This is a genomic window from Methanolobus tindarius DSM 2278, from assembly GCF_000504205.1.
Taxonomy (GTDB): domain Archaea; phylum Halobacteriota; class Methanosarcinia; order Methanosarcinales; family Methanosarcinaceae; genus Methanolobus; species Methanolobus tindarius.
In genome coordinates this window covers 652,978-675,605 of record NZ_AZAJ01000001.1, presented here as the reverse complement: position 1 = coordinate 675,605, position 22,628 = coordinate 652,978, and the positions used below count along the sequence as shown (strand labels likewise).

Sequence of the window (22,628 nt, the reverse complement as noted above, 5' to 3'; positions counted from 1 at the left end):
TTAAAGCCCCGTTTTTTCTAACCTGCTATCTATGGCAGTTATGATATGTTCTGCAACATTGATATTCAGGGATTTATAGATACCTGCTCCTGAGGGGGTAGCATTAATTTCCAGTACAAAATATCCGTTGTCACTTTCGATAAGGTCAACACCTGCGTACATAGCTCCGATGGTTTCTGCAGCAGCTATACACATTCTTTCCTGTTCTGCTGTAAGTTTACAGGCAATGGGTGTCCCTCCCTGGCTAAGGTTATTCAGCCACCAGCCCTGCGGTGCTTTTCTGTAAATAGCACCTGTAACTTTGCCGTCAACAACAAATGCACGAATATCCTGTCCTGAGTTTTCTATGAATTCCTGTATATAAAGCATTCCTTTTTCATCAATTATTTCTTTTACAAGGTCTTTTGCATTTGTTTTCTCTTCTGTTCCATCAGGTGCGAGGATAATTCCATTTTTTATACGATTGATACCTATTCCCTTGTATCCGAAAACAGGTTTTATAACTGCATCATCTAGTTTATCAATAATATCAAGGGCCTTTTCAGCTTCCTGACTCACAAAAGTCCTGGGTGTAGGAATACCTGCATCTGCCATCAGGCAACTTGCATAGAACTTGTTAGCAGCATTCTGTATGGCTGTCGGTGGATTTACTATAAGTATACCGCTTTGTTCGAGTTGTCTCAAAACATCAAAGCGGAATACATGAGCATCATTCTTTCCAGGTCCCATATCCCTGATAATGATGGCATCAAGTTCTGACAGACATATATCTCCTGCTTTGTGACTTACACTACTGTCAATGGATGTTTCGATTTGTTCAAGGTCAGGATAATATGTTTCGAAGCCTTTGCTCTCCGCTTCCTGCATGAGGGCCTGAGCAGTCCAGTCATGTGGATCAGTTACAACGATTCCCAGTTTTTTCATATTCTTTCCTTGCTTTCTAAGTGCTATGAACTATTAGAACTGTTGCCTGTCATTTAACCTACCAGTTAACCTATCAATTCTGTTCCAGTTTTTCTAAATGCGCTGCAATACATCCGGGGATGTCCACTACATTTTTTAGAGCATCAATAATTACACCGTCAGCAGTAGCCACAACATAATCTGATGAACAGTTCTTCAGGTCAAAATCTACATGTTTTGATGTTGTCGCATCACCTGGGATTGATAGCTCCTCCATGCGTTTCCTTATGAAGGCTGCAAGTTCTCCGCTGTTTTTCATTTGAGTGTCCAGTAATATTTCAGCGTATTCAACATCTGATATTTTAATAAAATTCAGCATTTTCTCAACAGCCTGAAAAGTAATATCTTTATTTGAATGATTTTTGAACACACCTTTTATATCACGAAGGAATGAGTCATCCCCAATCCAGATATATTCTCCGCCTAGCAGGCTTTCAAGTGTTATAAGCACGTTGTAACCGTCGACAAGTAATTTCCTTTTTTTCAGGTTACCAATATCAAGTTTCTTTTGCTTACGTGAGCTGGCGGTAGCACCGGAAAATACTGTACGTGCAAGTATGTATCTTTCATTTTTGTCCAGTTTGTAATGGTCAGCTACAAAACGGATAGCACTGTCCCTTTTGTATCCTTTTTCCAGCAGGTAGCGTATATCGTCAGCGGCCTGTTTGCCATTTTTTATTCTGCTATTTTTATCCTCAATTAAGTGCTTGTTCTCTGACATTATTTTTAATGCCACTCCTTCTCCTTATAATAATTCCAATGATTTATTTTTCAGTTTAAGGATTATATGTGTTGCCAGCAAATCAGGTATTTTCAGGTTGATGCCATATTCCTTTCAAATTTATCAAAGAACACATAGTTCAGTATGGCAGCGGCCGCATACATTCCACAGGTGATTATGAATGGAAGCCTGTAGTTTCCAGAGGCCAGTATATAGCCTCCTGCATATGTTCCAACACCAACAAAAACATAACATGTCATCCATGCAATACTGTTCATTGTTGCTCTTTCTTCCTCACTGACAATCTCCAGTTTGAAATTGTTAAGTATGGGATTTGCCAGATTCATCAGAGTTGACCTCATAACATAGGCAAATCCTACCAGAGGTAATATTGGAGTCGATATGAACAGCATCAGGAAAGGAATGGAGAGTATCTGGACCATGGATGCAACTCTTATCTTTCCAAAACATTCAGTAAATGCCGGCAGGAACAAAAGAGCTATCATCATAAGAATTTCTGCAAGGGAAAATACTATCCCGATTTCATCAGAACCTGCATTGAGTATCACATCAAGATATACATTAAAATAGGGGAGTGCAAGTCCCCAGCCAAGTCCGAAGAATGTATAAACGATTATCATTTTCAATACATTTTCAGATCTCAGGAGACTGCTGAAAATGTATGAGCGTCTTTTCTGGTGAACAACAGCTTTTTCTTCCTTAATTTTCAAAAGTGGTAAAAAAGAAACCATTATTGTCACTAGTGACAGCATAAGTGTGATGCGATATGCAAGAGAACCGCTGGCATCCATCTCAGTTACTTTTGCAAGCATGGCAGGGAAAGCTCCTCCTACGAGATTTCCAGCCATAGTGGCGGCTGTGTAGAATAACTGGTACATCGAGAAAAGATGCATCCTTTCATATGGTTTTGAATTCTCCAGCATGAATGTGGAACCTGTTACAATGTTTAAGGCAGATGATGCCCCGTAAAGTATGCTGAAAAACATCAGCAGTTCTTTCACTGTAGTATTGTAAAGGAATACAAGGGAAATAGTAAGTAGTAAACATGAGAGCAGAAGTGTTCTTTTCCTTCCTATGCGGTCACAGATCATAGCTGCAGGAATTGAGAACACACCTGTAGCTATAGAAGTTAGTGACAGTATCATTCCGAGAAAATCCTCTGAATATCCAAGTCTCAGGATATAGAGATTGAATATTACCTTGTAAACTCCAAGGTTGAGAGATATCAGGAAGACATATGTAAGGAACATCCTTGCGTTAGGGGTGAATTCTTTAATCCGTGAGAAATAATTGCCTGTAGACTGTTTAGCCTTCTTTATGACCATTCTATTCCTGCTTTGATGTTTTTGAGTTGTTTGTTTTAAAAATTATAATTCCGAGCTTCTGATCTTTTTAGGGTCAAGTATGTCCCTCAGACTGTCCCCAAGATAATTGAATGCAAGCACTGCTGTCATAATTGCGATTCCCGGAAAGATCATGATATAAGGGGCGGTACGGATAAAATCTCTCCCGTCTGTCAGCATTGAACCCCACTCCGGCGTGGGAGACTGTACACCAAAACCAAGGAAACTCAGTCCTGCCGATGCAAGTATAGCATATCCCATTCCGATAGTTGCCATGACTATGAGCGGTGAGATTATGTTGGGGATTATGTGGTGTATTATTATGTGTGAGTCCTTTGCTCCTAGACCTCTTGAAGCTGTGACGTAATCATGTTCTTTCACATCAATAACAGAACTTCTGGCAAGTCGTGCATAACCTGTCCACTCTACGATTATCAACGTAATGACCATGTTTGTGAATCCTGCACCGAAAAGTCCTGAAATTCCCAGTGCCAGCAGCAGTCCGGGGAATGCAAGGAACGTATCTACAATTCGCATGATTATTTCATCCAGCAGTCCTCCGTAGTAGCCTGAAATTGTACCAACAGTCATTCCGAACAAAAGAGATGATGATACCACAAGCAGTCCTACGGAAAGTGATATCCTTGTCCCGAATATGATACGGCTTAAAATGCAGCGTCCAAGGTGATCTGTTCCAAAAGGATATTCTGCCGAGGGTTCCTGAAGTCTGTTTGAAAGATTCGCTTCTTCAGGGTCATGTGGTGCGATGTATCCGGCAAACAATGCCATGATAAGAAATACCGCAAGAATCGCAACGCTGAGTATAATCCCTGCACTGTGTCTTTTAATTGCCGGTTTCATATCGTATCCTCGGGTTAAGATATGCGTAAGATAAATCCACAGCGAAATTAATCAGCACAAAAATGACAGCTATGAACAGTATACATCCCTGTATCATGGGGTAATCCTTGGTAAGAATTGATGAAACTATGAGTTTTCCAAGACCGGGCCATGCAAATATAGTTTCTACGATCACTGAACCATTTAGAAGATATCCAAAATTAAGTCCTGCTACGGTAACCACAGGAATTAGTGAATTCTTTAGTGCGTGCCTTGAAATTACAAGGTATTCAGGAAGTCCTTTTGCTCTTGCAGCTCTTATGTAATCCTGTCTGAGTACATCCAGCATGCTGGCTCTCATAAGTCGCATTGTCACTGCTGCGTATCCGGTTCCAAGTGTGATTGCAGGCAACACTAAATGTGAGAGTTCACCTCCGCCAAATCCTGAAGAAGGCAATACTTTCAGGAACAGTGCAAAGAATATTATCATTATATATGCCTGCCAGAAATTTGGCATTGAAACTCCAAAAAGAGCTGTGAACCTGAATAAGTCGTCAATAATAGTGCCATGTTTTAAAGCGGAGATTATCCCGGCTGGAATTGCAATTACAAGTGATATCATCATGCTTGCTATTGCAAGTTTCATTGTTGCTCCGAAAGTTCTCAGTATTGCATCAGACACACCTTCATTGGTCATATATGAATATCCAAGATCACCACGAAGGACATTACCCATCCATTTCATGTATTGTATATAGATGGGCTGATCAAGCCCCTGTTTGAGTCTGAATTCCTCAACTGCTTTTTGATCAGCACCGCCTGAAGGACTCATAAGGGCATTTTCCGCAACATCACCCGGAGTAATGTATATTATTCCAAAACTTACTGCAGATATCAGGATAAGGACTGGTATCGTTAGTAATATTCTCCTGGCAATAAACTCTATCAAATTCCTGATTCTCCATCCATTTTTCAGTTTATCTGTAGTTTTGTTTCTCTTCAGAATTGTAAAAAAGAGTTCCGGGATACCCGGAACATTTTCAATTGAGATATATATCCTTAGTAAGGATTGTTATCTCGTTAGGGTATTCTTTGTATCCGCCAACCTTGACATCGTATCCGGTGATTGCATTCTGGTAGAACACATAGATCTCAGGACAGTCTTCAAGTACCTGTCTCTGTACATTGTCGTAGCACTCTTTCCTGAGTTCTTCATCAGATGTTTTCTTTGCATCTTCTATCCACTGATCGACCTGCCCGTTGGAATATCCAGTTCTTAGTGCCTCAGTTCCGTTGGAATAGAAATGCTTGCTGAAGAAATAGTCCGGGTCACCTGTTGGAGCTACTCCCCATGCATAAAGAGCAAGGTCATAGTCGCCTTCATCCATTTTTGCCGTGATAGCACTACCTTCCATTGTGGTGAGACTTGTTTTAAGTCCAACGGATTCGAACTGGGTTATGATTACTTCTGCCGATGGTTTAAGCTGTGGACGGCTTGTGTATGTAAGAATGCTGATCTCAAAGTTCTCTCCGTTGTATTCAAGATAACCGTCACCATCAATATCTTCAAGACCTGCTTTTGCAAGTAATTCCTTTACCTTTGTTTCATTTCTTTCTATTACTTCCAGTTCATCATTAATAGACCATTCAGATACAGATGGGAATACACTTTCTGCAGGTGTGCCACCGATTCCTTCCAGTGCAACATCAACAATTTCCTGACGGTCAATTGCATAGTTCATTGCCTGCCTGAAGTTGACATCGCTGAATGGTTCTTTATTCATATTGATATAAAGGAAGTATGACCTGAGTGTTTCTTTTGATACGATCTCAAAATCCTCATTGCTTTCAATGTTTGCAACCTCGGATTGCGGGATGTACCTTGAAACATCAGCATCCCCGCTCTCAAGCATGAAAAGACGGGTCATACCATCAGCTACTATATACATATCCACGGTTTCAATTTCAGAAGCACCGTTCCAGTAGTCCTCAAATTTTTCAAGGCTGATACTTACTTCACGTTCATAGCTCTTGAATTTGAATGGTCCGGTTCCAACAGGCGTGTTCTGAAGATCCTGTGCTTCCAAACTGACTATTGACATGATAGGGTCGGTCAGACTTGCAATGGTTGGTGCGTATGGGTATTTTGTGGTAATAATGATTGTGTCGTCAGAATCGCTTGTTATTGAATCAATGAAATCATATTCGCTTTTTCTGGAGTTATCTGAATTGAGCACTCTTTCGAGTGAATATATAACCGCATCGGCATCCATAGTTGTACCATCGTGGAATGTAACTCCATTTCTGAGCGTTATTTTCCATTCGGTGTCAGATATTTTTTCATACCCTGTAGCTAACTCCGGCTGAAGATTCATGTTTTCATCATAGCTGAAAAGTGTTTCATATATTCCGAATTCACGTACATACCATCCGACCCATTTGTTAGCAGGGTCCAGTGAATCAGAAGGTCCCTGAGCAAGTACGCAATTTAAATGGCTATCAGTGCTGACTGTACTTATCGCTTCTTCACTTTTATCCATACAAAGTGAACCTGCTACTGCAGCTGTTATCATAATTAGTACCAGAAACAGTACTTTTACTCTGTTAAAATTCATATTTTCCTCTGCTTTGTTTGACATAATAAAATTAAGAAATGAAATCAGGTGTTTTTCATTATTGGCAATGCTCTAGTATTATGGCAGGCTACTGAATGACCATCTTTGAAAAGTTTTAGTTCTGGTTTTTCATGAAGACATTTTTCAGTTTTAACAGGACAGTTGGTGTAATAGTGACAACCGTCTTTGTTTACAGTGGTGTCTATATTCTGCTCAAGATCATTGTTATCTCCGTCCAGCAATAAACAGGTGAACGGATGTGTTGGTTCCCTGAAGATATCGACAATGCTGGCAGTCTCAATGATATTTCCCATATACATCACAGCTATACGGTCACACATATGTTTCACAAGTTCCAGGTCATGTGAGATGAAAAGCATCGTCAGGCCGTATTCTTCTTTTAGCTTTTTTAGCAGGTTCAGTATCTGGGCCTGTACTGAAACATCAAGTGAAGCCGTAGGCTCATCTGCAACTATGAATACAGGCTCAAGTGCCAGTGCTCTGGCAAGTACAGCTCTCTGGTTCTGTCCTCCGCTTAGCTGGTGGGGAAAACGGTCAATATGCTCAGGGAGAAGTCCGACATGCCTGATAAGTTCCTTTACCTTGTTCTCAATAAGTTCCTTATCCATCCCCATTATTACCAGTGGTTCAGCAATTATTTTACCAATGGTCTTTCTTGGGTTCAGGGATGAATCAGGGTCCTGAAATATCATCTGCATTTTCGGTCTGATAGTTCTCAGACTTTCTTTGCTAAGCGAACTAATTTCAGTGTCATTAAAGACTATTTTGCCACTAGTTGGTTCTGTTAACCTGAGAATACAGCGTCCAAGCGTGGATTTTCCACACCCGCTCTCGCCGACGATTCCAAATGTTTCTCCTTTATTAATATGGAATGTAACATCATCAATAGCTTTGATATGGGATTTGCGAAATGTTCCTGCAGTGTAAGTTTTTTTAAGTCCGCAAACCTCAAGCATAGAGGAAACACCTTACCTGTCTTCCCTCTTTATCTATCATTGGAGGATGTTCTTTTCTACACCTGTCCATGCAGTGTTCACACCTTAAATGGAACCTGCATCCTTGCGGAAGATCAATGAGTGATGGGCTGCTTCCTTTTATTGGTTTAAGTCCTCTTGCAGGAAGGGATTCAAAAAAGCCTCTGGTATACGGATGTAATTGTTCACCGAACATCCTGTTAGAAGGCGCAATTTCTATTATTTCTCCTGCATACATGACTCCTACGCTATCACATACATCTTCTGCAACTTCAAGGTCATGGGTGATAATTAGCATTGTTTTTTTATCAGAGATTTCTTTCAGGAGTTTTACGATGTTCTTTTTTACAGTAACATCAAGTCCTTTAGTGGGTTCATCGGCAATTATAAACTCAGGTTCAGGCGCCAGTCCCATTGCTATTAAGGCTCTTTCTTTCATTCCACCGCTGAATTGGTGAGGATATTCTTTTGCTCTTTTCGATGGCTCTTTAATCTTTACCCTTTCAAGAAGTGAAACTGCTTTATCCATTGCATCTGCACGTTTCATTCTCATGTGCATCATGAGCGGTTCTGCTATCTGTTGTCCAATCGGGATGACCGGGTTAAGAGAAGTTCCGGGGTTCTGAAGAATCATTCCTATTTTTTTACCCCTGAGTTTCCTCATACTCTCTTTATCAAGAGAGTGGATCTCATCACCCTGATAGAGTATACTTCCATCTACAATGGCATCTTCCTGGAGTAATCGGGTTATTGCCAGTCCAAGAACAGATTTTCCACAGCCTGATTCTCCTATCAGCCCCATCACCTCATCCGGGCTGATGGACAAATCTACTCCACTAACAGCCTTTACTGTTCCTGCATCAGTAGGAAATTTCACATGCAGATTTGAGACATTGAGCAATTGTAAATAACACTCCTTCGTAGTTTATGGCGATTTTATATGATACTAAATAAAATCAAAAATCATTTCAAAGTAACCTTTATTTGTCATAGAAATAATGCAATTAATTCTTATTGTTTATGTGTCTCTTACTGTTATTTTTCTCATTTCAGAGCTTTGATGACATATACAGGGCTGGAACAATTTAGTACATCCAGCAGTTTTCTGCTTTTTCTTGAGGAACTGAACAGTTTGTCCATTCTCTCAACCGATACGTTTTCAAATCCAGCTTCTTTAAAATGCTGGATTACACGCTCGGGTTTGAGGCTGAACAGTGGCAGATCACTTTTTAGTGGGTCATAATGCTTGTTGTACACACGTGTGTACTTTGTTTTTTTCAGCATCTTGATAGCATTATTAATGCATCTTATTGTTCTGCTTAGAAGTCCTTCATTGTGCCAGTCGCCGTCAATGGCAATTATAGTTCCTCCATCTTTGAGCACTCTTTTCCATTCCATTAGTGCTTTAGTAGGTTCGGGTAATGTCCAGAGCAGATATTTATTCATAACAACATCAAAATGAGCATCAGGGAAGTCCAGCTTCTCAGCGTCACCCTGCATAAAATCAATGTCAAGTGTTCTCATAAGTGCATTCTCTCTCGCTTTCTCGATCATTTTCTCTGACAGGTCTACGGCTGTAACATTATTGCCCAATTCAGCTGCAATAAGAGCGAGAACACCAGGCCCGGTTCCAACGTCCAGTACTTTAAGACCGTTTCTGTTGCTCATTGTACTGGAGAGAATGTTGGTTAACAACATCTTTTCTTCTTCTGACTGCTCAACGACACTGGTGTTGTAGGTTTCACTTCGATAATCCCAGTAATTCTGAATAATCTCTTTTGTTTCCATCTATATCTCTCAAGATTTTCTGTAGCTAGTAGTGAAAAGGCATGTTTTATTCTAATTTTATAGTTAATTTGCTGCCTGTTTTGATTTTTTTGTATTAATAATTTATTGTTTAGTAATACTATATCTGTACTCAAAACTAAAATTTAAAACTAAAAGTCAAGAGACCTTAAAACAACCAAAAAAAGAATATTCATTTTTTACTATTCAGTAGTGATAATATCTGGTAAAATAATGAGCTGTTTTTTCATAATTATAATACACTGATTTTTCATGATATGGATTTTCAAGGAATAATGATTCTTTAATTATACGGGTTCCGGGTTTTATTTAAATAGTTTAAATATTATACTATGTTGTGACTTTGGGATATATTTCTCTTACTCAAAATATAATTGTTAATTGGCTTTGTGAGTGACCGGGATGGATGAGCATAAAAAGGGAAAAGTGCTGATAGTTGACGATGAATCAATGAACGTCAAGCTATTGGATGCTTATCTCATGCATGAATATGAGATAATATCAGCATATGGTGGTATAGAGGCACTTGAAAAGGTAGAAGCTCATAACCCTGATATTATCCTTCTTGATCTTATGATGCCGGATATTACTGGTTATGAGGTCTGTAAAATTCTCAAAGGTTCTGAAAAGACCCGTTTCATTCCTATTATCATGGTTACTGCACTATCAAGCCTGGAAGACCGCATAAAGGGTATTGATGCCGGTGCAGATGATTTCCTTACAAAACCTCTGGATCGTCTTGAGATTAAGACCAGGGTCGGTTCACTTCTCAGGATTAAAAAACTGCATGATGAGCTGATATCCGAGCGGGATCAGGCACAGAACTATCTGGATCTTGCAGGAGTAATGCTCTTTGTTCTCGATGAGAATGGTATTGTTAAAGTCATTAACAGGAAAGGATGCGAAATACTGGGTTACCGGGAAGATGAAATTCTTGGGAATGACTGGTTTGAGAATTATGTTCCTGAACTATTCAGGGAAAATGCAAGAAAAGGATTTGAGAAACTACTTTCGACTCAAACAGAAAGCACAGGTTATTTTGAGGTTCCTTTCCTCAACAGCAATAAGCAAAAAAGGATAATGAGCTGGACTAATATAGTACTTCATGATTCTGAAGGGGGCATAAACAGCCTGCTAGTTTCCGGTGAGGATATTACTGAAAGAATAGAAGCAGAATCCAAAATAAAAAGGGCTAATGAATATCTGGATAATCTTTTAAAGGCCTCTCCAATTGCCATATTAGCACTTGACAGTAAGAAAAGAGTCGTTACCGCTAATCGAAATGCAGCAGATCTGTTAGGTTATGAGGTAAGTGAGATAATTGCCAGGCCAATCAGGGAATTTGTAGATGACTCAGACTTGCTGGAATTCACAGATAAAAATGATTTTGAAATGGTGTTCTATACCAAACATGAAGAAAAAGTCCGTATGAATGTTTCAACTTCTTTGCTTCCGGATGACGGTGGAAAAGAGGGTCTTGTAATAACACTTCAGGATCGTTCAAGGCTTAGAGGACTTTTTATTACTCCACTTACCGAGGATATTGAAGAAGATTCTGATAAGGCAGATATTGAACTTGAAAGCGGCTATATCTACTTATCAGGATCAGAGAATCCGGGGCAGAGTTACAACGCATTTTCCGAACTTGTTAAGAGTGGAAAACCCGGACTTTGCATTACCAGAATGAACCCGGATAAGATAAGGAGCATGTACGGAATCGCAAAAACTCCTATTGTATGGCTGACAAAGAACAAAATAGCAGGCCAGCAGTCAATAGATTCCACTGAACTTTTCAGGATTCATCCTACTATAGCTGATTTTGTAAATAAGGTTGAAGATGGTGTAGTTCTTATGGATGGTCTGGAATACCTTATACTTGACAATGATTTCCTTTCTGTAGTCAAACTGCTGGAACAGACCAATGATACTATCATGGCATCAAGTTCAAGAATGGTACTTCAGCTAGATCCGGATATTCTTGAAAAGAAAGAATTCCATCTTCTTAAAAGATGGATGCGGCCAGTAGCCGGAGATGCGTCATCTCTGGACAAAAGTTAGCATAAATCTTGACCGCACTGTTAATATTTTTCGGCTAAGTGACAAATATCTATATTAAGTTATCCCTCTATCATATTAAAAAAGGGTCAAAAACATATTATATTTAGATTTCTTACTTCTATTTTTGTCACTATCATTAAAGATATATATTATTTTTACTCTATTATCATTTACTTCTTATTAAAAATAGAAGTAATGAGGGTAGTATGAGATTTGTGGATACCATAGATGGTTTGAATGATGTCTTTGAGACAGATATACCCAAAAACAGTGTAGTGCTGGTTACCGGTTCGGCAGGTACACTAAAATCAGGTTTTACTTTCCAGTTGTTATCTAATTATCTGGAAGAACAGGATGAGTATGGTCTGTATATAACTTTCGAACAAAGCAAAGAAAATCATCTTCTGAATATGGAAAGTATGGGGATGAAATTATCAAATAAACTGCATATATCTGATTTCAGCGACTATCGGGTAATGTATGATGAATTTTCAGATGATTTAATGAACATTCTCGAGGAAAATATTATCCAGTTCAAGGAGCATATTGGCGATAAATGTACCTGTATTGCTATTGATTCTCTTGGAGCACTTTACTCGCTTCTTGATAATGATGCACATGATCTTAGGAAAAAGATGTACAAGTTCCTTGAAACCCTGAGGCGTGAGAAACTTACAACTTTTCTTATACTGGAAGAAGAAAATAAGTCAGATATGTCTGACCCTTCCACAGGTATGGAAGGCTATCTTGCAGATGGCATTATAGAACTGGGTCTGCACCTTAAAGGCAATGTTGCCAACAGGTACATGAGAGTGAGAAAAATGCGTGCAACAGCACACAGTATGGAACCATGGATTCTTGCTGTATCAGAAAATGGATTGAAAGTCTATAAAGGTAATTTCTAATTTACCTGGTCTTTTCAATTCAATCCTTAATTTTATCCTTCTTTAATTGAATCTTTTAATTAAAAACTCAATTTGAATATTATATTCGTGCCGACTCTCTTCATCCGGCTTTAAGCTAAATATTTATATTTTAAGGCTAAAACTAATCTTACTATCTAATGGGGCTATGGGAAATGTTTACAGATTTTAATATGATTTATCTGGATTTACTTTTGCAGTTAACAATAATTATATTGCTCTTTTTTGCAGTTAAAAAAGCATACAGGGATCCTTATGATAAACACTGTAAGTTCATGACTATTGCTATTGCAATACAGGTAATATCAGTAATTGTATTCATGGCGCCTTCCATGTACTCTTTGTCTGGCATAATGATGTCAGGCTTCTTTACGTCCCTGATGTATCTTCATCATATACTGGGTTTAATTGTTATTGTCCTTTCAATATACATCAAACTGGCATTCAGTGGAAAGATACCATCGCCTGTCTCACCACTGAAACTAATGAAGCCAACCCTGATACTCTGGGTATTGACCTTGCTTGGTGGATTTATTCTTTACCTGATCCTGTGGGAAGGAATCATTATTATCTGATTTATAATGATTGAGATTGTTCACCTTCTGTCAACAATACGCTTTGGTCTGCCTTTAATACGGTAGAATTCCAGCTCACCTGGTTTTTCATAGTTGAAAAGAATGTTCAGACTGCCGTCAATGTAAGCATTTTCAAGATTCCTTTTATAGGCAAAGAATGATTTGAGGAAGTTTTCCTTGATGAGTTCCTTGTTACATCTTTGTGGGTCATTACATTCCATGCTCACTCTGATTGTTGTCTCTCCTTCGTCATCTCCACCGTAAAGGAATGCTTCAAACTCTCCCGTAAGATATTCCATATTTTCTCTCTGGAATACTCCTTTTTCGATGTCCACGCGATTAAATGGTGTTCCTGCTGTCCAGAAAGTTTCAGCTTCTCTTTCAGGAGTCATTATTTTCATGTGTGTTCTGCCACATGCACATTCACCTCTGTCAAGGACGACAGTTGTATCTTCGGTATCATAATTGAGAAGGATGTTCCCACTCTTTGCTCCTACGGGAAGTAATGTGGTGAGTACAAGCCGGCCACATTCTCCATCCTTTACGAATTTATCCATTCCGGGGTCGTAAACATCCACATGCACAAGGTCTTCAGGGACGTGTAAGCCGCTGACTTCGCTGCATTCTCCACACATTGTTCCTTCTGTGCTTCCGTAGTTGTTGTAAACATCGCAGTTCCAGATTTCAGCAACATATTTTCTGGTTTCTTCCGCAAAGCTTTCCCCGCCAATGATGAGTCTTTCAATGCTGGATTCATCAGGTTTCATTCCGTTTTCTTTCATCCTTTTTGCAAGACGTAAAAGCTTGAATGTGCTGGCAACAATGGAAGTCGGTTTGTATGATTCCATAACCCTGACTGGAAATGTGCATTTACCTTCAGGGATCATTGTCATGCCAAGATTCCTGGCTGCCAGTGTCATGGTATTTGCACCGACATTCATCCCATACGAAGCACAAACAATAACACGATCATGTTCTCTGAATCCCTGGGAAACAAAGCACCTGGCATATTTTTCAGCATATCTTTCCCAGTCATCCCATGTCAGGAAGAATGATTTTGGTGTTCCACTGGTTCCGCTTGTTTCATGTATCGTGAACACATCTTTCCAGTCCACAGTTTTAAATCCAAAATCATCGGTTACAGGCGGCTGATTTTCACGAATGGTTTTTCCTGATATAATGGGAAGTTCCAGCAGATCTTCATGTGACCTGATATCTGATGGCTTTATTTTATGCTCCCTGAACCATTTTTTGTAGAACAATGAGTTTTCAGCAGCATAATTTACAGTGTATCTGATTCTCTCATCGATTAAAGAATCCAGTTCTGGTCTCTCCATGGTTTCAATTTCCGGATTGTAGAACTTTCCTGTTGTCATGTGTATTACTCCTTAGATATGTGACAGTGCTTCTATCAGCTCTTTTATCTTTTCGATATCATTGGAAGGGAGTTTGCAGTTCTGATCCTGGCATAGGTGCACAGTTGTTTTGTTTTCTGACATTACCATGTCTCTGGTAAATGCTGCAATCTTGCTTATTTTTTCAGAATCGCTCTCATCTTTAACCAGCATCACTTTTTCAGGAATAAATCTCTCATTAATGAAACGCAGCATTTCTGTGGTATTGGTTTCATCCTTTTCTCCGGCAATCACAATTTCCACTGAGCCATTAAGTGCAAGATCCACAGCTGACATGAATTGTGTATGGCCGGCTGGCGCGGAACTGACTTTTTCCGCAAAAACCCTGAGAGTTTTGTCTGCCAGTTCCTCAAGTTCAGGATTACCTGTTATTTTTGCAAGTCTTAGCAAGTTCATGGCAGTTACTGAGTTTCCGGATGGTATCGCCCCATCATAAACTTCCTTACTTCTGAATATCATTTCTTCAGCTTCATCAGATGTATGGAAGAATCCACCTTTTTCAGTGTCATGGAAATGTGCAATCAGGTAATCGGTAAGTTTAAGGGCATGTTCAAGGTACTTTATATCAAAATTAGTCTGGTAAAGTTCGATAAGTCCCCATGTAAAGAATGCATAATCTTCAAGGAATGCGTCAATTGAAACTTCAGCGTCACGGAACCTGTGCTTCATCTTTCCATCAGTATCTGTCATCTTTTCAATGAAGAAGTTTGCAGCTTTTATGGCTGTTTTTAAATATTCCTCATTATCAAATGCCTGCGCAGCTTTACAGAATGCAGCAATGCTCAGTCCGTTCCAGTCTGTGAGAATTTTGTCATCTTTTAAAGGATGTATTCTTTTTTCACGTTCTGCGAACAGTTTCTTCTTTGAATTATCAATGGATTTTAAAATGTATTCTCCGTGTTCTCCGTTCCATATCCGAATGTTCTGCATGCTTTCAGTTGTGTGGAGAATATTCTTTCCTGTCAGGTTATTGCTATGTTCTTCTGCAAAATTACCTTCATTTTTGACATTAAAGATTTTCATGAATATTTCAGCATGCTCTTTCCCCAGTATTTCTTCTATTTCTGATGCTGTCCAAACATAGAATTTTCCTTCTACACCTTCACTATCTGCGTCTTCAGCAGAATAAAATGCTCCTTCTGAAGATCTCATATCCCTCTCCAGATAACTCAGTGTCTCCTTTGCAGTGTTTTTATATTCCGGGTTTGCAGTTGCCTGATATGCTTCAGCAAGAGTGATTACCATCATGGCCTGGTCATATAACATCTTCTCAAAATGAGGCAGTAGCCAGTGCCTGTCTGTTGAATACCTGTGGATTCCATAGCCTATATGGTCATAAATGCCACCCATACGCATTGCTTCCAGTGTCCTTTCAACCATTTCCAATGCAACTGCATTGCCTGTTCGTCTCCAATAACGCAGCAGAAATGTCAGATTGTGCAACGTTGGAAACTTAGGAGCCCTGCCAAAACCTGCATATTCTTCATCAAAAATGCTGTAAAGCTGATCGAATGTTTTTCTGAGCAGTTCCTTATTGACATTAATAATATTTTCATTTCTTTCTCTGTTATTCTCAGAAACTGCATTTATTATAGCATCTGAACTGTCAAGAAGCTCATGCTTTCTGCTTTTCCAGAGTCTGGATATTGCGGGTAATAACTCAAGCATTCCAGGTACGCCATATCTGCTTTCTCTTGGAATATAAGTGGCAGCGTAGAATGGCTTTTTGTCCGGAGTCATGAGTATTGTAAGTGGCCATCCTCCTCTGCCGGTAATTGCCTGACAGACTGCCATGTATATGTTATCTATATCAGGTCGTTCCTCACGATCCACCTTTATGGAAATGAACGACTTGTTTAAAAGTTCTGCAACAGAATCGTTTTCAAAGGATTCTTTTTCCATTACATGACACCAGTGACATGTAGAGTAACCAATTGACAGAAATATTGGTTTTCCTTCTTTTTTTGCCTTATTAAATGCTTCATCTCCCCATGGAAACCAGTCTACAGGGTTCCTGGAATGTTGCAATAAATATGGACTTTTTTCATTTTTGAGTCTGTTATGTCTATCATCCTGATGCATGTTGCTATTATTCACTCTATTACTCCCTGTAGTTATTTGTTTATTCTATAATATGTACCTATAGGGTTAACAAAATTGATTCAGTATTGAAATCCATTCCTTTTGTTTTCATTTTTACTATTAATTCGCATGATTCATATTTCTACTTTATAAAAACCACATATCATTATGAGCATCACTTTTGGCTGTACACAAATATTTATATAGAACTCTAACTTATGGATTAATTAGTAACGATTAATTTAGATTATGAAAAAAGGTGGTACGATTATGGACAGACGATTATTTTTGCCCGTTGTTATTATGTTCCTTTCAGTTCTATTGCTTGGGGGACTAATTAATTATCAGGCGGGTTCAGCACAGGAAGCTCCTGAAGAAACACCTGCTCCGGTGATTGGGGACAAGGAAACTGTCGTTCAGGACAGTCCGAAAGCAAGTGTAAAGGAGCCTGTAGAAGTAAGTTCTAACACTACAAAAGAAGAAGCTCCTGAACCTTCAGCTACCATGTTCTTTGGCGGTGGCGGAGGAGTCAGTTCACCAAAAGCTTCCAGCACAGAAGAAAGTGAAAGCCCAACTAAAGTAGTTGAAGAGGATGATATTGTAGTAGCAGATTTTGACTACGAAATTGATGGTCTTAATGTGACTTTCACTGACAAGTCAGAGAATGCTTCTTCATGGTTCTGGGACTTTGGGGACAATACCAATCTGACAACAAAAGATAATAGTTCTTTTGTGCATGAATATGAAAGCGCTAATATCTATACAGTTACTTTGACTGCATCTAATGAAGATGAAGTGAATGCTTCAAGAGAAATGGATATCGACCTGACTTCGAAAACTAGTGAAGAAGGTTCAGGCGAAGAAGAAGAAGAGAAAGGCAACAACCCTGTAACACAGGAAGTTCCGGAATTCCCGACAATTGCGATCCCAATGGCAGCAATCATTGGAATGGCTTTCATCTTCAGCAGAAGGCAGTAAACTAACTGATTAAAACCGTATAATTACGTTTTTAACTACATTTTTTTAATTTTATTTTTTATTACTGTTGTTTTCCTGGTATTACTGTTTTGTTTATTGTTTTCTTTTTGCCAGTACTTCTTCTGGTGTAGTTTTTCTCCTATTTTTGTATCTGCTTATTAATTTGTCTTTCTTATAGCGATGGTTATTTATATATTCGTATTCTTTAAGCAATCCTTCAGTATTACTCTAGTATTATTCATTATCAAATAACTCTTAAGGAGGAATCCCTATTACTGCAATTGCTTTGTTAAGTAGCGGTCTTGATTCAGTGACTTCCGTTGCGGCAGTCCTTGAAAAGACCGATATAAAAATGGCTCTTATTTTCAATTACGGGCAGCGTGCTGTTGATCGTGAGATACAGAATTCCATTAAAGTATGTGAACATTTTGGACTGGATTATCGTGTTCTCGATATTACCTGGATGCAGGAGATTACCAACACTTCACTTGTGAACACAAATACTGATGTTCCAAAACTCAGTATGGAAGAAATATCCGATGAAGCTGACCCTTCCATAACAGTTGAATCTGCCAAAGCTGTCTGGGTTCCAAACAGAAACGGTATTCTCATAAACATAGCAGCAGCATATGCTGAAAGCATGGACTGTGAGCATGTTGTTGTAGGCTTTAATAAAGAGGAAGCTGTCACATTCCCTGATAATTCCCCGGAATTTATCTCTGCAATTGATGATTCACTTTCATATTCCACTCAGAATGATGTTAAAGTGCTTGCACCACTTATTGGAATGAACAAAAAAGAGATAGTTGCCAGGGCCATTGAGCTAAAAGCTCCTCTGGAGTATAGCTGGAGCTGCTATCATGGTGCTGATGTTCCCTGTGGAGAGTGTGAAAGTTGTACCCGTAGAAGAAGAGCTTTTGAAGCTGCAGGTGTCAAAGACCCTCTGCTTGTAAGGCTTGGCAAGGAATAAAATTTGCAGTTCTTTGAGTAATATGGTGTTATTTATGGAATGCTTAATTCTCGATAAGAAAACAGATTATGACGGAAGCCAGATTTCATCCCTATGGGCTTACAATCTTGCAGACATCCAGGAAGATTCCATCATAGCTTTCAGAGGTGGCTGTGATGTTAAGATAGAGCACATGATTGATCTTGAGGACAAGAAACAGGGAGACATGATATTCTCTACTGACATGGTTCATTTTATCATCGAGCATTTTGATTCAACCGACCTGAAACTTATCTATGCAAGACAGCGCCTGTTCACTGCAATGGTTAAAGAGATTCTTTCCGAATATCGCAGCGATATTGTCCGGCAAGGTGATGATCTTTTTGTAGATGATAAAAAACTGACAGTGTCAATTGCAAGCACATCAGCGGTTTCACAGAAAATCCATTTTGGAATTAATGTTGTTCATGATTTCTATGGAAGTTTTGAAGACCTTGGACTTGGAAGCGATGATGTTGCAGACGTGATGGATAAAATAGCAAAACGATATTACAATGAATTTATCGATATTGAGAAGGATCTCAGAAAATCCAGACCATTGGATGTGATATAATTCAGACTTCTCTTAGTGAAGTGTTCTGTTCGGTACAGGGTGAAGGTCCTTATGTAGGATGCAGGCAGGCCTTTGTCCGGTTTACCGGATGCAACCTGAAATGCAATTATTGTGATACTCCTGTTGAGGCTACAAAAATCTGCAAGTTTGAAGCTGTGCCAGGTTCAAATGAGTTTCAGGAACTTGAAAATCCATTGACGCCTGAAAAGGTCAGTGCGATAGTTAATTCTTACTCCGGTTTGCACTCTGTATCTTTAACTGGTGGAGAACCACTCATGAATGCAGATTTTATCAACATGCTTGAAACTAAAGCTCCGTTGTATCTGGAATCAAATATGACACTTCCACGTATGGCTAAAAAAGTAAAGGACAAAGTGTCCTATGTTTCAGGTGATGTGAAGCTGCTGCCATCAGAGTTGTTGGAAGATCCTGAGCTGCATCTTGAAAGCACAATTGAGTGCTTCAGGACTCTTAAAGTCACCAAAGACAGGGATTGTTTCTGCAAGATAGTTGTAACAAAGGATACATCCGCAGACGATATTGAAGGTGTTGTGGGAGCTATATCCGGGTATATTTCCAGTTTGATACTGCAACCTGTGACACAGAAAGAAATGCAGCCAAAACCCGGATTTCTGCTGAAATTACAGGAATCCTCCCTTAATGAAATTGATACACGAATAATACCTCAGACACATAAGATGTGGGGTTGTTTATAATGAAAATGAGACTTGGAATTGTTGATTATATTGATAGTGCCCACTATTTGCCAGGGCATGAAACATGTGGTATAGTTCACGGACACACTTACAAAACAGAGATTGTAATTGAAGGTGAAAAGAAAGAGACCGGAATGGTCATGGACTTCTATGAGATCAAGAAGGTCATAAAAGAAGTTCTAAAGGAATACGACCATGTGCTTCTCAATGACATACTGGAATTCCCAAGTGTTGAGAACCTGTGTGAGCATGTTCATGCAAATCTGTCATCCCGACTTGACTTTCCACTTTCAGTCAAGATGTGGGAAGGCAATGGTAAGTGGTGTGAAGTAAGTGCATTTTAAGGAAAATGAGGGAATCCGGAGTACTTTTGTTAATCGATATTTGTCATAAGTTTATACAAAGGTATATCTACTAGTTTCCCTTAAATTGAGCCGTGTTTATTGGAGCTGCTCAGAAACCATAGGAGCTATAAAAATGGAAAATGAGAAAGACGTTTGCGAAATAGAAGTTTCCAGGGATGAAGATGTCAAGAGAATGATAGCACAGCATCCTTGTTATTCCAAAGAGGCCCAGCACAAGTTTGGCCGTATTCACCTTGCAGTAGCTCCGAAATGCAATATTCAGTGTAATTATTGTGATCGTAAGTTTGACTGCGTGAATGAGAGCAGACCCGGTGTTACCAGTGAAGTTCTAAGTCCACAGGCTGCACTCGAAAAGACAAAGCAGGTACTTGAAGCTTATCCGTTCATCAAAGTTGTCGGTGTAGCAGGACCAGGAGATCCACTGGCAAACGATGAGACTTTTGAGACACTGGAACTCATCAAGAAGGAATTCCCTGATGTAACTCTCTGTCTGAGTACAAATGGATTGAATCTTCCTGATAAGATGCCTGAGCTTCTAAGAGTCGGAGTCACCACTTTGACAGTGACAATGAATGCCATTGATCCTGAGATTGAGGCACAGATGATCAGCCATGCTTCATATAAAGGAAAGGTTTACAAAGGTCTTGAAGCTGGTGAGCTAATGGTTAAGAACCAGCTTGAAGGTATCAGGATGGCTGTGGAAGCAGGTCTTGTTGTTAAGATTAACACAGTTCTTGTTCCTGGTATAAACGATGAGCATATCGTAGAGCTCGCGCAGAAGATCAATGAACTTGGTGTCTTCATAATGAATGTAATGCCACTTATCTGTCAGGCAAAGTTTGCTGACAAGACAGCACCAACACCGGCAGAATGTAAGGCTGTTCAGGACAAGTGTGCACCTTATGTCCAGCAAATGAGGCATTGTCGCCAGTGCAGGTCTGATGCATACGGACTTATCGGACAGGACATGTCACAGATGAGTGAAGAACGCAGGAATGTTATTAAGGTTGATATGAAAAAGAAGAGTTCATGTGGAAAGGAGTAAGTCCTTTTCACTGAAACCTTTTCATATTATTTCGTCATTTTATTCTATTAATTCTACTAATTATAGGTGTTTTTTTTGAATATCGAAGAGCTTGCGGCAAATTTAAGAAACTTTGAAGGTGTCACCAGAAAAAAACCGATAGCAGATATCGTAAGTATATTTGAAACTGTCAGGTCAGAGTATGGCGAGGTCATTGACGATTTTGGTGATGATGCAGCTATCATTGATATTGGAACCGATGATGTAATTCTGTTTGCAGCCGATGCTATATGGGGCAGGATTGTCAATAAGAGTCCCTGGTGGACAGGTTATACTTCCGTTATAGTCAACGTGAATGATATTTCTGCAATGGGTGGCCGTCCTCTTGCAATGGTAAATGTGATGGCTTCCAGTGACCTTGAATCCACAGAAGAAATCATGAAAGGAATTCGTGATGGTATCAGTAAATTTGGAGTTCCTATGGTTGGCGGTCATATGCACCCTGACACTCCCTACAACTCCCTTGCTGTTGCAATAATTGGAATTGCAAAGAAAGACTGTGTTATCAGAAGTGACAGTGCAAAGCCCGGAGATCTTGTAATAGTTGCCTATGACATGGATGGTCGTGTCGGAAAGAACTCTTCATATAGCTGGGATACCACCTCTTTTAAGGATGCTGATGTTGTGCGTGAGCGTTTTATGGTAATGCAGGAGATCGGGGAAAAGAAACTGGTAACTGCTGGAAAAGATATTAGCAACCCCGGAACAATCGGTACACTTGGAATGCTCTGTGAAGTTAGCAGGGTGGGTGCTTCAGTTGATCTGAGTAAGATTCCATGTCCTGAGGATGTTGATTTTGAGCAGTGGCTTAAGATATATCCGGCAACAGGTTATGTAGTCACAGCAAAAGCCGAGCATGCTGACGAATGTATTGACGTTTTTGAAAAATCAGGATTAAAGGCTGCTGTGATTGGTGAGATCAATGACAGTCAGGTAATTGATATTTACAATGAAAGCGGTAAAGCTGTGGTCTTTGATTTTAAGGACAGTGGAATTACAGGAATATAAATTGACAACAAAATGCTGTCCTGTTCCTGAATCTTTTTTTGAAAAGGTAGTAAGATTAAATCACTAAATGTATGCAAAAAATTGGATATAAAAGAGAGCACTCTAATTAGTTTAACTCTCAATCCATGCCTGGAGTTCTTCATGCAGGAACTTCTCAGCAGCCCTTACCACTTCCAGACTTCCTCTAAGAGCAATCAGTTCCCTTTCATCAGTGTCCACAATTTGTATATTTACCTTCCTTTCAACAGGTTCAAGGTCGAATTCTTCTACAAGGTCATAGATAATGTATGAAGGGGTTCCAGGTGGTATGAGAAGGTCATAAAGGTCTGTAAGATCCTGTTCTTCAGGTTTGTTTTCCTTCTTTGTTTTTGATCTTTCAAGATCTTCAAGAGTAAGTTTCCTTGTCAATGTGATCACCGTCTTTCTGCCTTGATGGTCTAATACACATAAATAGTAATCGCTGTGTTTCAGGTTTATCAAAGTTCTATATGTGTATTACGGCCTTCTCTCTGAAACAATTGAAGTTAGGTTGATATGTATATGAAATGAGATCGATTT

22 protein-coding genes are annotated in these 22,628 nt (G+C 39.3%); 10 read left to right on the top strand and 12 right to left on the bottom strand.

All coding sequences use genetic code 11. From position 1 onward, the window contains the following. The 9 genes from mptN to METTI_RS03050 form a co-directional block, all read right to left on the bottom strand. Positions 1–924 (bottom strand): tetrahydromethanopterin:alpha-L-glutamate ligase, encoded by a 924-nt coding sequence (gene mptN, locus METTI_RS03090; protein WP_023844355.1) that lies wholly within the window; start codon positions 922–924, stop codon positions 1–3. Between the two features lie 73 nt (positions 925–997). Then, positions 998–1,699 (bottom strand): DUF434 domain-containing protein, encoded by a 702-nt coding sequence (locus METTI_RS03085; protein WP_023844354.1) that lies wholly within the window; start codon positions 1,697–1,699, stop codon positions 998–1,000. Between the two features lie 77 nt (positions 1,700–1,776). After that, entirely contained in the window at positions 1,777–3,030 is a 1,254-nt protein-coding gene (locus tag METTI_RS03080) for an MFS transporter (RefSeq protein ID WP_023844353.1), read from the bottom strand. A gap of 42 nt (positions 3,031–3,072) precedes the next feature. Continuing rightward, positions 3,073–3,909: a nickel transporter permease gene (nikC, locus tag METTI_RS03075; protein WP_023844352.1), complete on the bottom strand. Its 837-nt coding sequence runs from the start codon at positions 3,907–3,909 to the stop codon at positions 3,073–3,075. Next, positions 3,893–4,837 carry a nickel ABC transporter permease gene (nikB, locus tag METTI_RS03070; protein ID WP_023844351.1) on the bottom strand — a complete coding sequence of 315 codons (945 nt, stop codon included), beginning with the start codon at positions 4,835–4,837 and terminating at the stop codon, positions 3,893–3,895. Before nikB ends, nikC begins: the two co-directional genes overlap by 17 nt. 91 nt (positions 4,838–4,928) lie before the next feature. Further along, positions 4,929–6,527, bottom strand: coding sequence for an ABC transporter substrate-binding protein (locus tag METTI_RS03065; protein ID WP_048135099.1), 1,599 nt, complete (start codon positions 6,525–6,527; stop codon positions 4,929–4,931). A gap of 20 nt (positions 6,528–6,547) precedes the next feature. Continuing rightward, on the bottom strand, positions 6,548–7,480 hold the full coding sequence (locus tag METTI_RS03060) for an ABC transporter ATP-binding protein (RefSeq protein ID WP_023844349.1): 933 nt from the start codon (positions 7,478–7,480) through the stop codon (positions 6,548–6,550). Then, on the bottom strand, positions 7,473–8,375 hold the full coding sequence (locus METTI_RS03055; protein WP_245596071.1) for an ABC transporter ATP-binding protein: 903 nt from the start codon (positions 8,373–8,375) through the stop codon (positions 7,473–7,475). Before METTI_RS03055 ends, METTI_RS03060 begins: the two co-directional genes overlap by 8 nt. Positions 8,376–8,542: 167 nt before the next feature. Then, complete coding sequence (locus tag METTI_RS03050) at positions 8,543–9,286, bottom strand: class I SAM-dependent methyltransferase (RefSeq protein ID WP_023844347.1); 744 nt, start codon at positions 9,284–9,286, stop codon at positions 8,543–8,545. Positions 9,287–9,706: 420 nt separating this feature from the next. On the opposite strand from METTI_RS03050, the gene METTI_RS15480 reads away from it, so the two are divergent. The 3 genes from METTI_RS15480 (at position 9,707) to METTI_RS03035 (ending at position 12,860) form a co-directional block, all read left to right on the top strand. Next, positions 9,707–11,362 carry a DUF835 domain-containing protein gene (locus tag METTI_RS15480; RefSeq protein WP_023844346.1) on the top strand — a complete coding sequence of 552 codons (1,656 nt, stop codon included), beginning with the start codon at positions 9,707–9,709 and terminating at the stop codon, positions 11,360–11,362. 206 nt (positions 11,363–11,568) lie between these two features. After that, positions 11,569–12,267, top strand: a complete 699-nt coding sequence (locus METTI_RS03040) for an RAD55 family ATPase (RefSeq protein ID WP_023844345.1) — start codon at positions 11,569–11,571, stop codon at positions 12,265–12,267. A 173-nt stretch (positions 12,268–12,440) separates the two neighbouring features. Then, positions 12,441–12,860, top strand: coding sequence for a hypothetical protein (locus tag METTI_RS03035; protein WP_048135097.1), 420 nt, complete (start codon positions 12,441–12,443; stop codon positions 12,858–12,860). 20 nt (positions 12,861–12,880) lie between these two features. Here the strand turns inward: METTI_RS03035 and ftsA are convergent, their stop codons facing one another. Next, positions 12,881–14,236, bottom strand: coding sequence for a coenzyme F390 synthetase (gene ftsA, locus METTI_RS03030; RefSeq protein ID WP_023844343.1), 1,356 nt, complete (start codon positions 14,234–14,236; stop codon positions 12,881–12,883). Positions 14,237–14,248: 12 nt separating this feature from the next. Further along, positions 14,249–16,372: a thioredoxin domain-containing protein gene (locus METTI_RS03025; protein ID WP_023844342.1), complete on the bottom strand. Its 2,124-nt coding sequence runs from the start codon at positions 16,370–16,372 to the stop codon at positions 14,249–14,251. 255 nt (positions 16,373–16,627) lie between these two features. Here METTI_RS03025 and METTI_RS03020 point away from each other — a divergent pair, with 255 nt between their 5' ends. The 7 genes from METTI_RS03020 (at position 16,628) to METTI_RS02990 (ending at position 22,070) form a co-directional block, all read left to right on the top strand. Next, positions 16,628–17,335, top strand: coding sequence for a PKD domain-containing protein (locus tag METTI_RS03020; RefSeq protein WP_023844341.1), 708 nt, complete (start codon positions 16,628–16,630; stop codon positions 17,333–17,335). Between the two features lie 271 nt (positions 17,336–17,606). Then, positions 17,607–18,305, top strand: coding sequence for a 7-cyano-7-deazaguanine synthase QueC (gene queC / locus METTI_RS03015; RefSeq protein ID WP_048135093.1), 699 nt, complete (start codon positions 17,607–17,609; stop codon positions 18,303–18,305). Positions 18,306–18,339: 34 nt separating this feature from the next. Beyond that, positions 18,340–18,897, top strand: a complete 558-nt coding sequence (locus METTI_RS03010; protein WP_023844339.1) for a DUF366 family protein — start codon at positions 18,340–18,342, stop codon at positions 18,895–18,897. A gap of 20 nt (positions 18,898–18,917) precedes the next feature. Then, positions 18,918–19,613, top strand: a complete 696-nt coding sequence (locus tag METTI_RS03005) for a 7-carboxy-7-deazaguanine synthase QueE (RefSeq protein ID WP_245596069.1) — start codon at positions 18,918–18,920, stop codon at positions 19,611–19,613. Beyond that, positions 19,610–19,957, top strand: a complete 348-nt coding sequence (gene queD / locus METTI_RS03000) for a 6-carboxytetrahydropterin synthase QueD (RefSeq protein WP_091710002.1) — start codon at positions 19,610–19,612, stop codon at positions 19,955–19,957. Before METTI_RS03005 ends, queD begins: the two co-directional genes overlap by 4 nt. A gap of 133 nt (positions 19,958–20,090) precedes the next feature. After that, entirely contained in the window at positions 20,091–21,023 is a 933-nt protein-coding gene (nifB, locus tag METTI_RS02995) for a nitrogenase cofactor biosynthesis protein NifB (protein ID WP_023844336.1), read from the top strand. A gap of 75 nt (positions 21,024–21,098) precedes the next feature. Next, positions 21,099–22,070: a methanogenesis marker 2 protein gene (locus METTI_RS02990; protein ID WP_023844335.1), complete on the top strand. Its 972-nt coding sequence runs from the start codon at positions 21,099–21,101 to the stop codon at positions 22,068–22,070. A 111-nt stretch (positions 22,071–22,181) separates the two neighbouring features. On the opposite strand, the gene METTI_RS02985 is transcribed toward METTI_RS02990, so the two are convergent. Then, on the bottom strand, positions 22,182–22,478 hold the full coding sequence (locus METTI_RS02985; RefSeq protein ID WP_048135088.1) for a hypothetical protein: 297 nt from the start codon (positions 22,476–22,478) through the stop codon (positions 22,182–22,184). Positions 22,479–22,628: the final 150 nt, after the last annotated feature.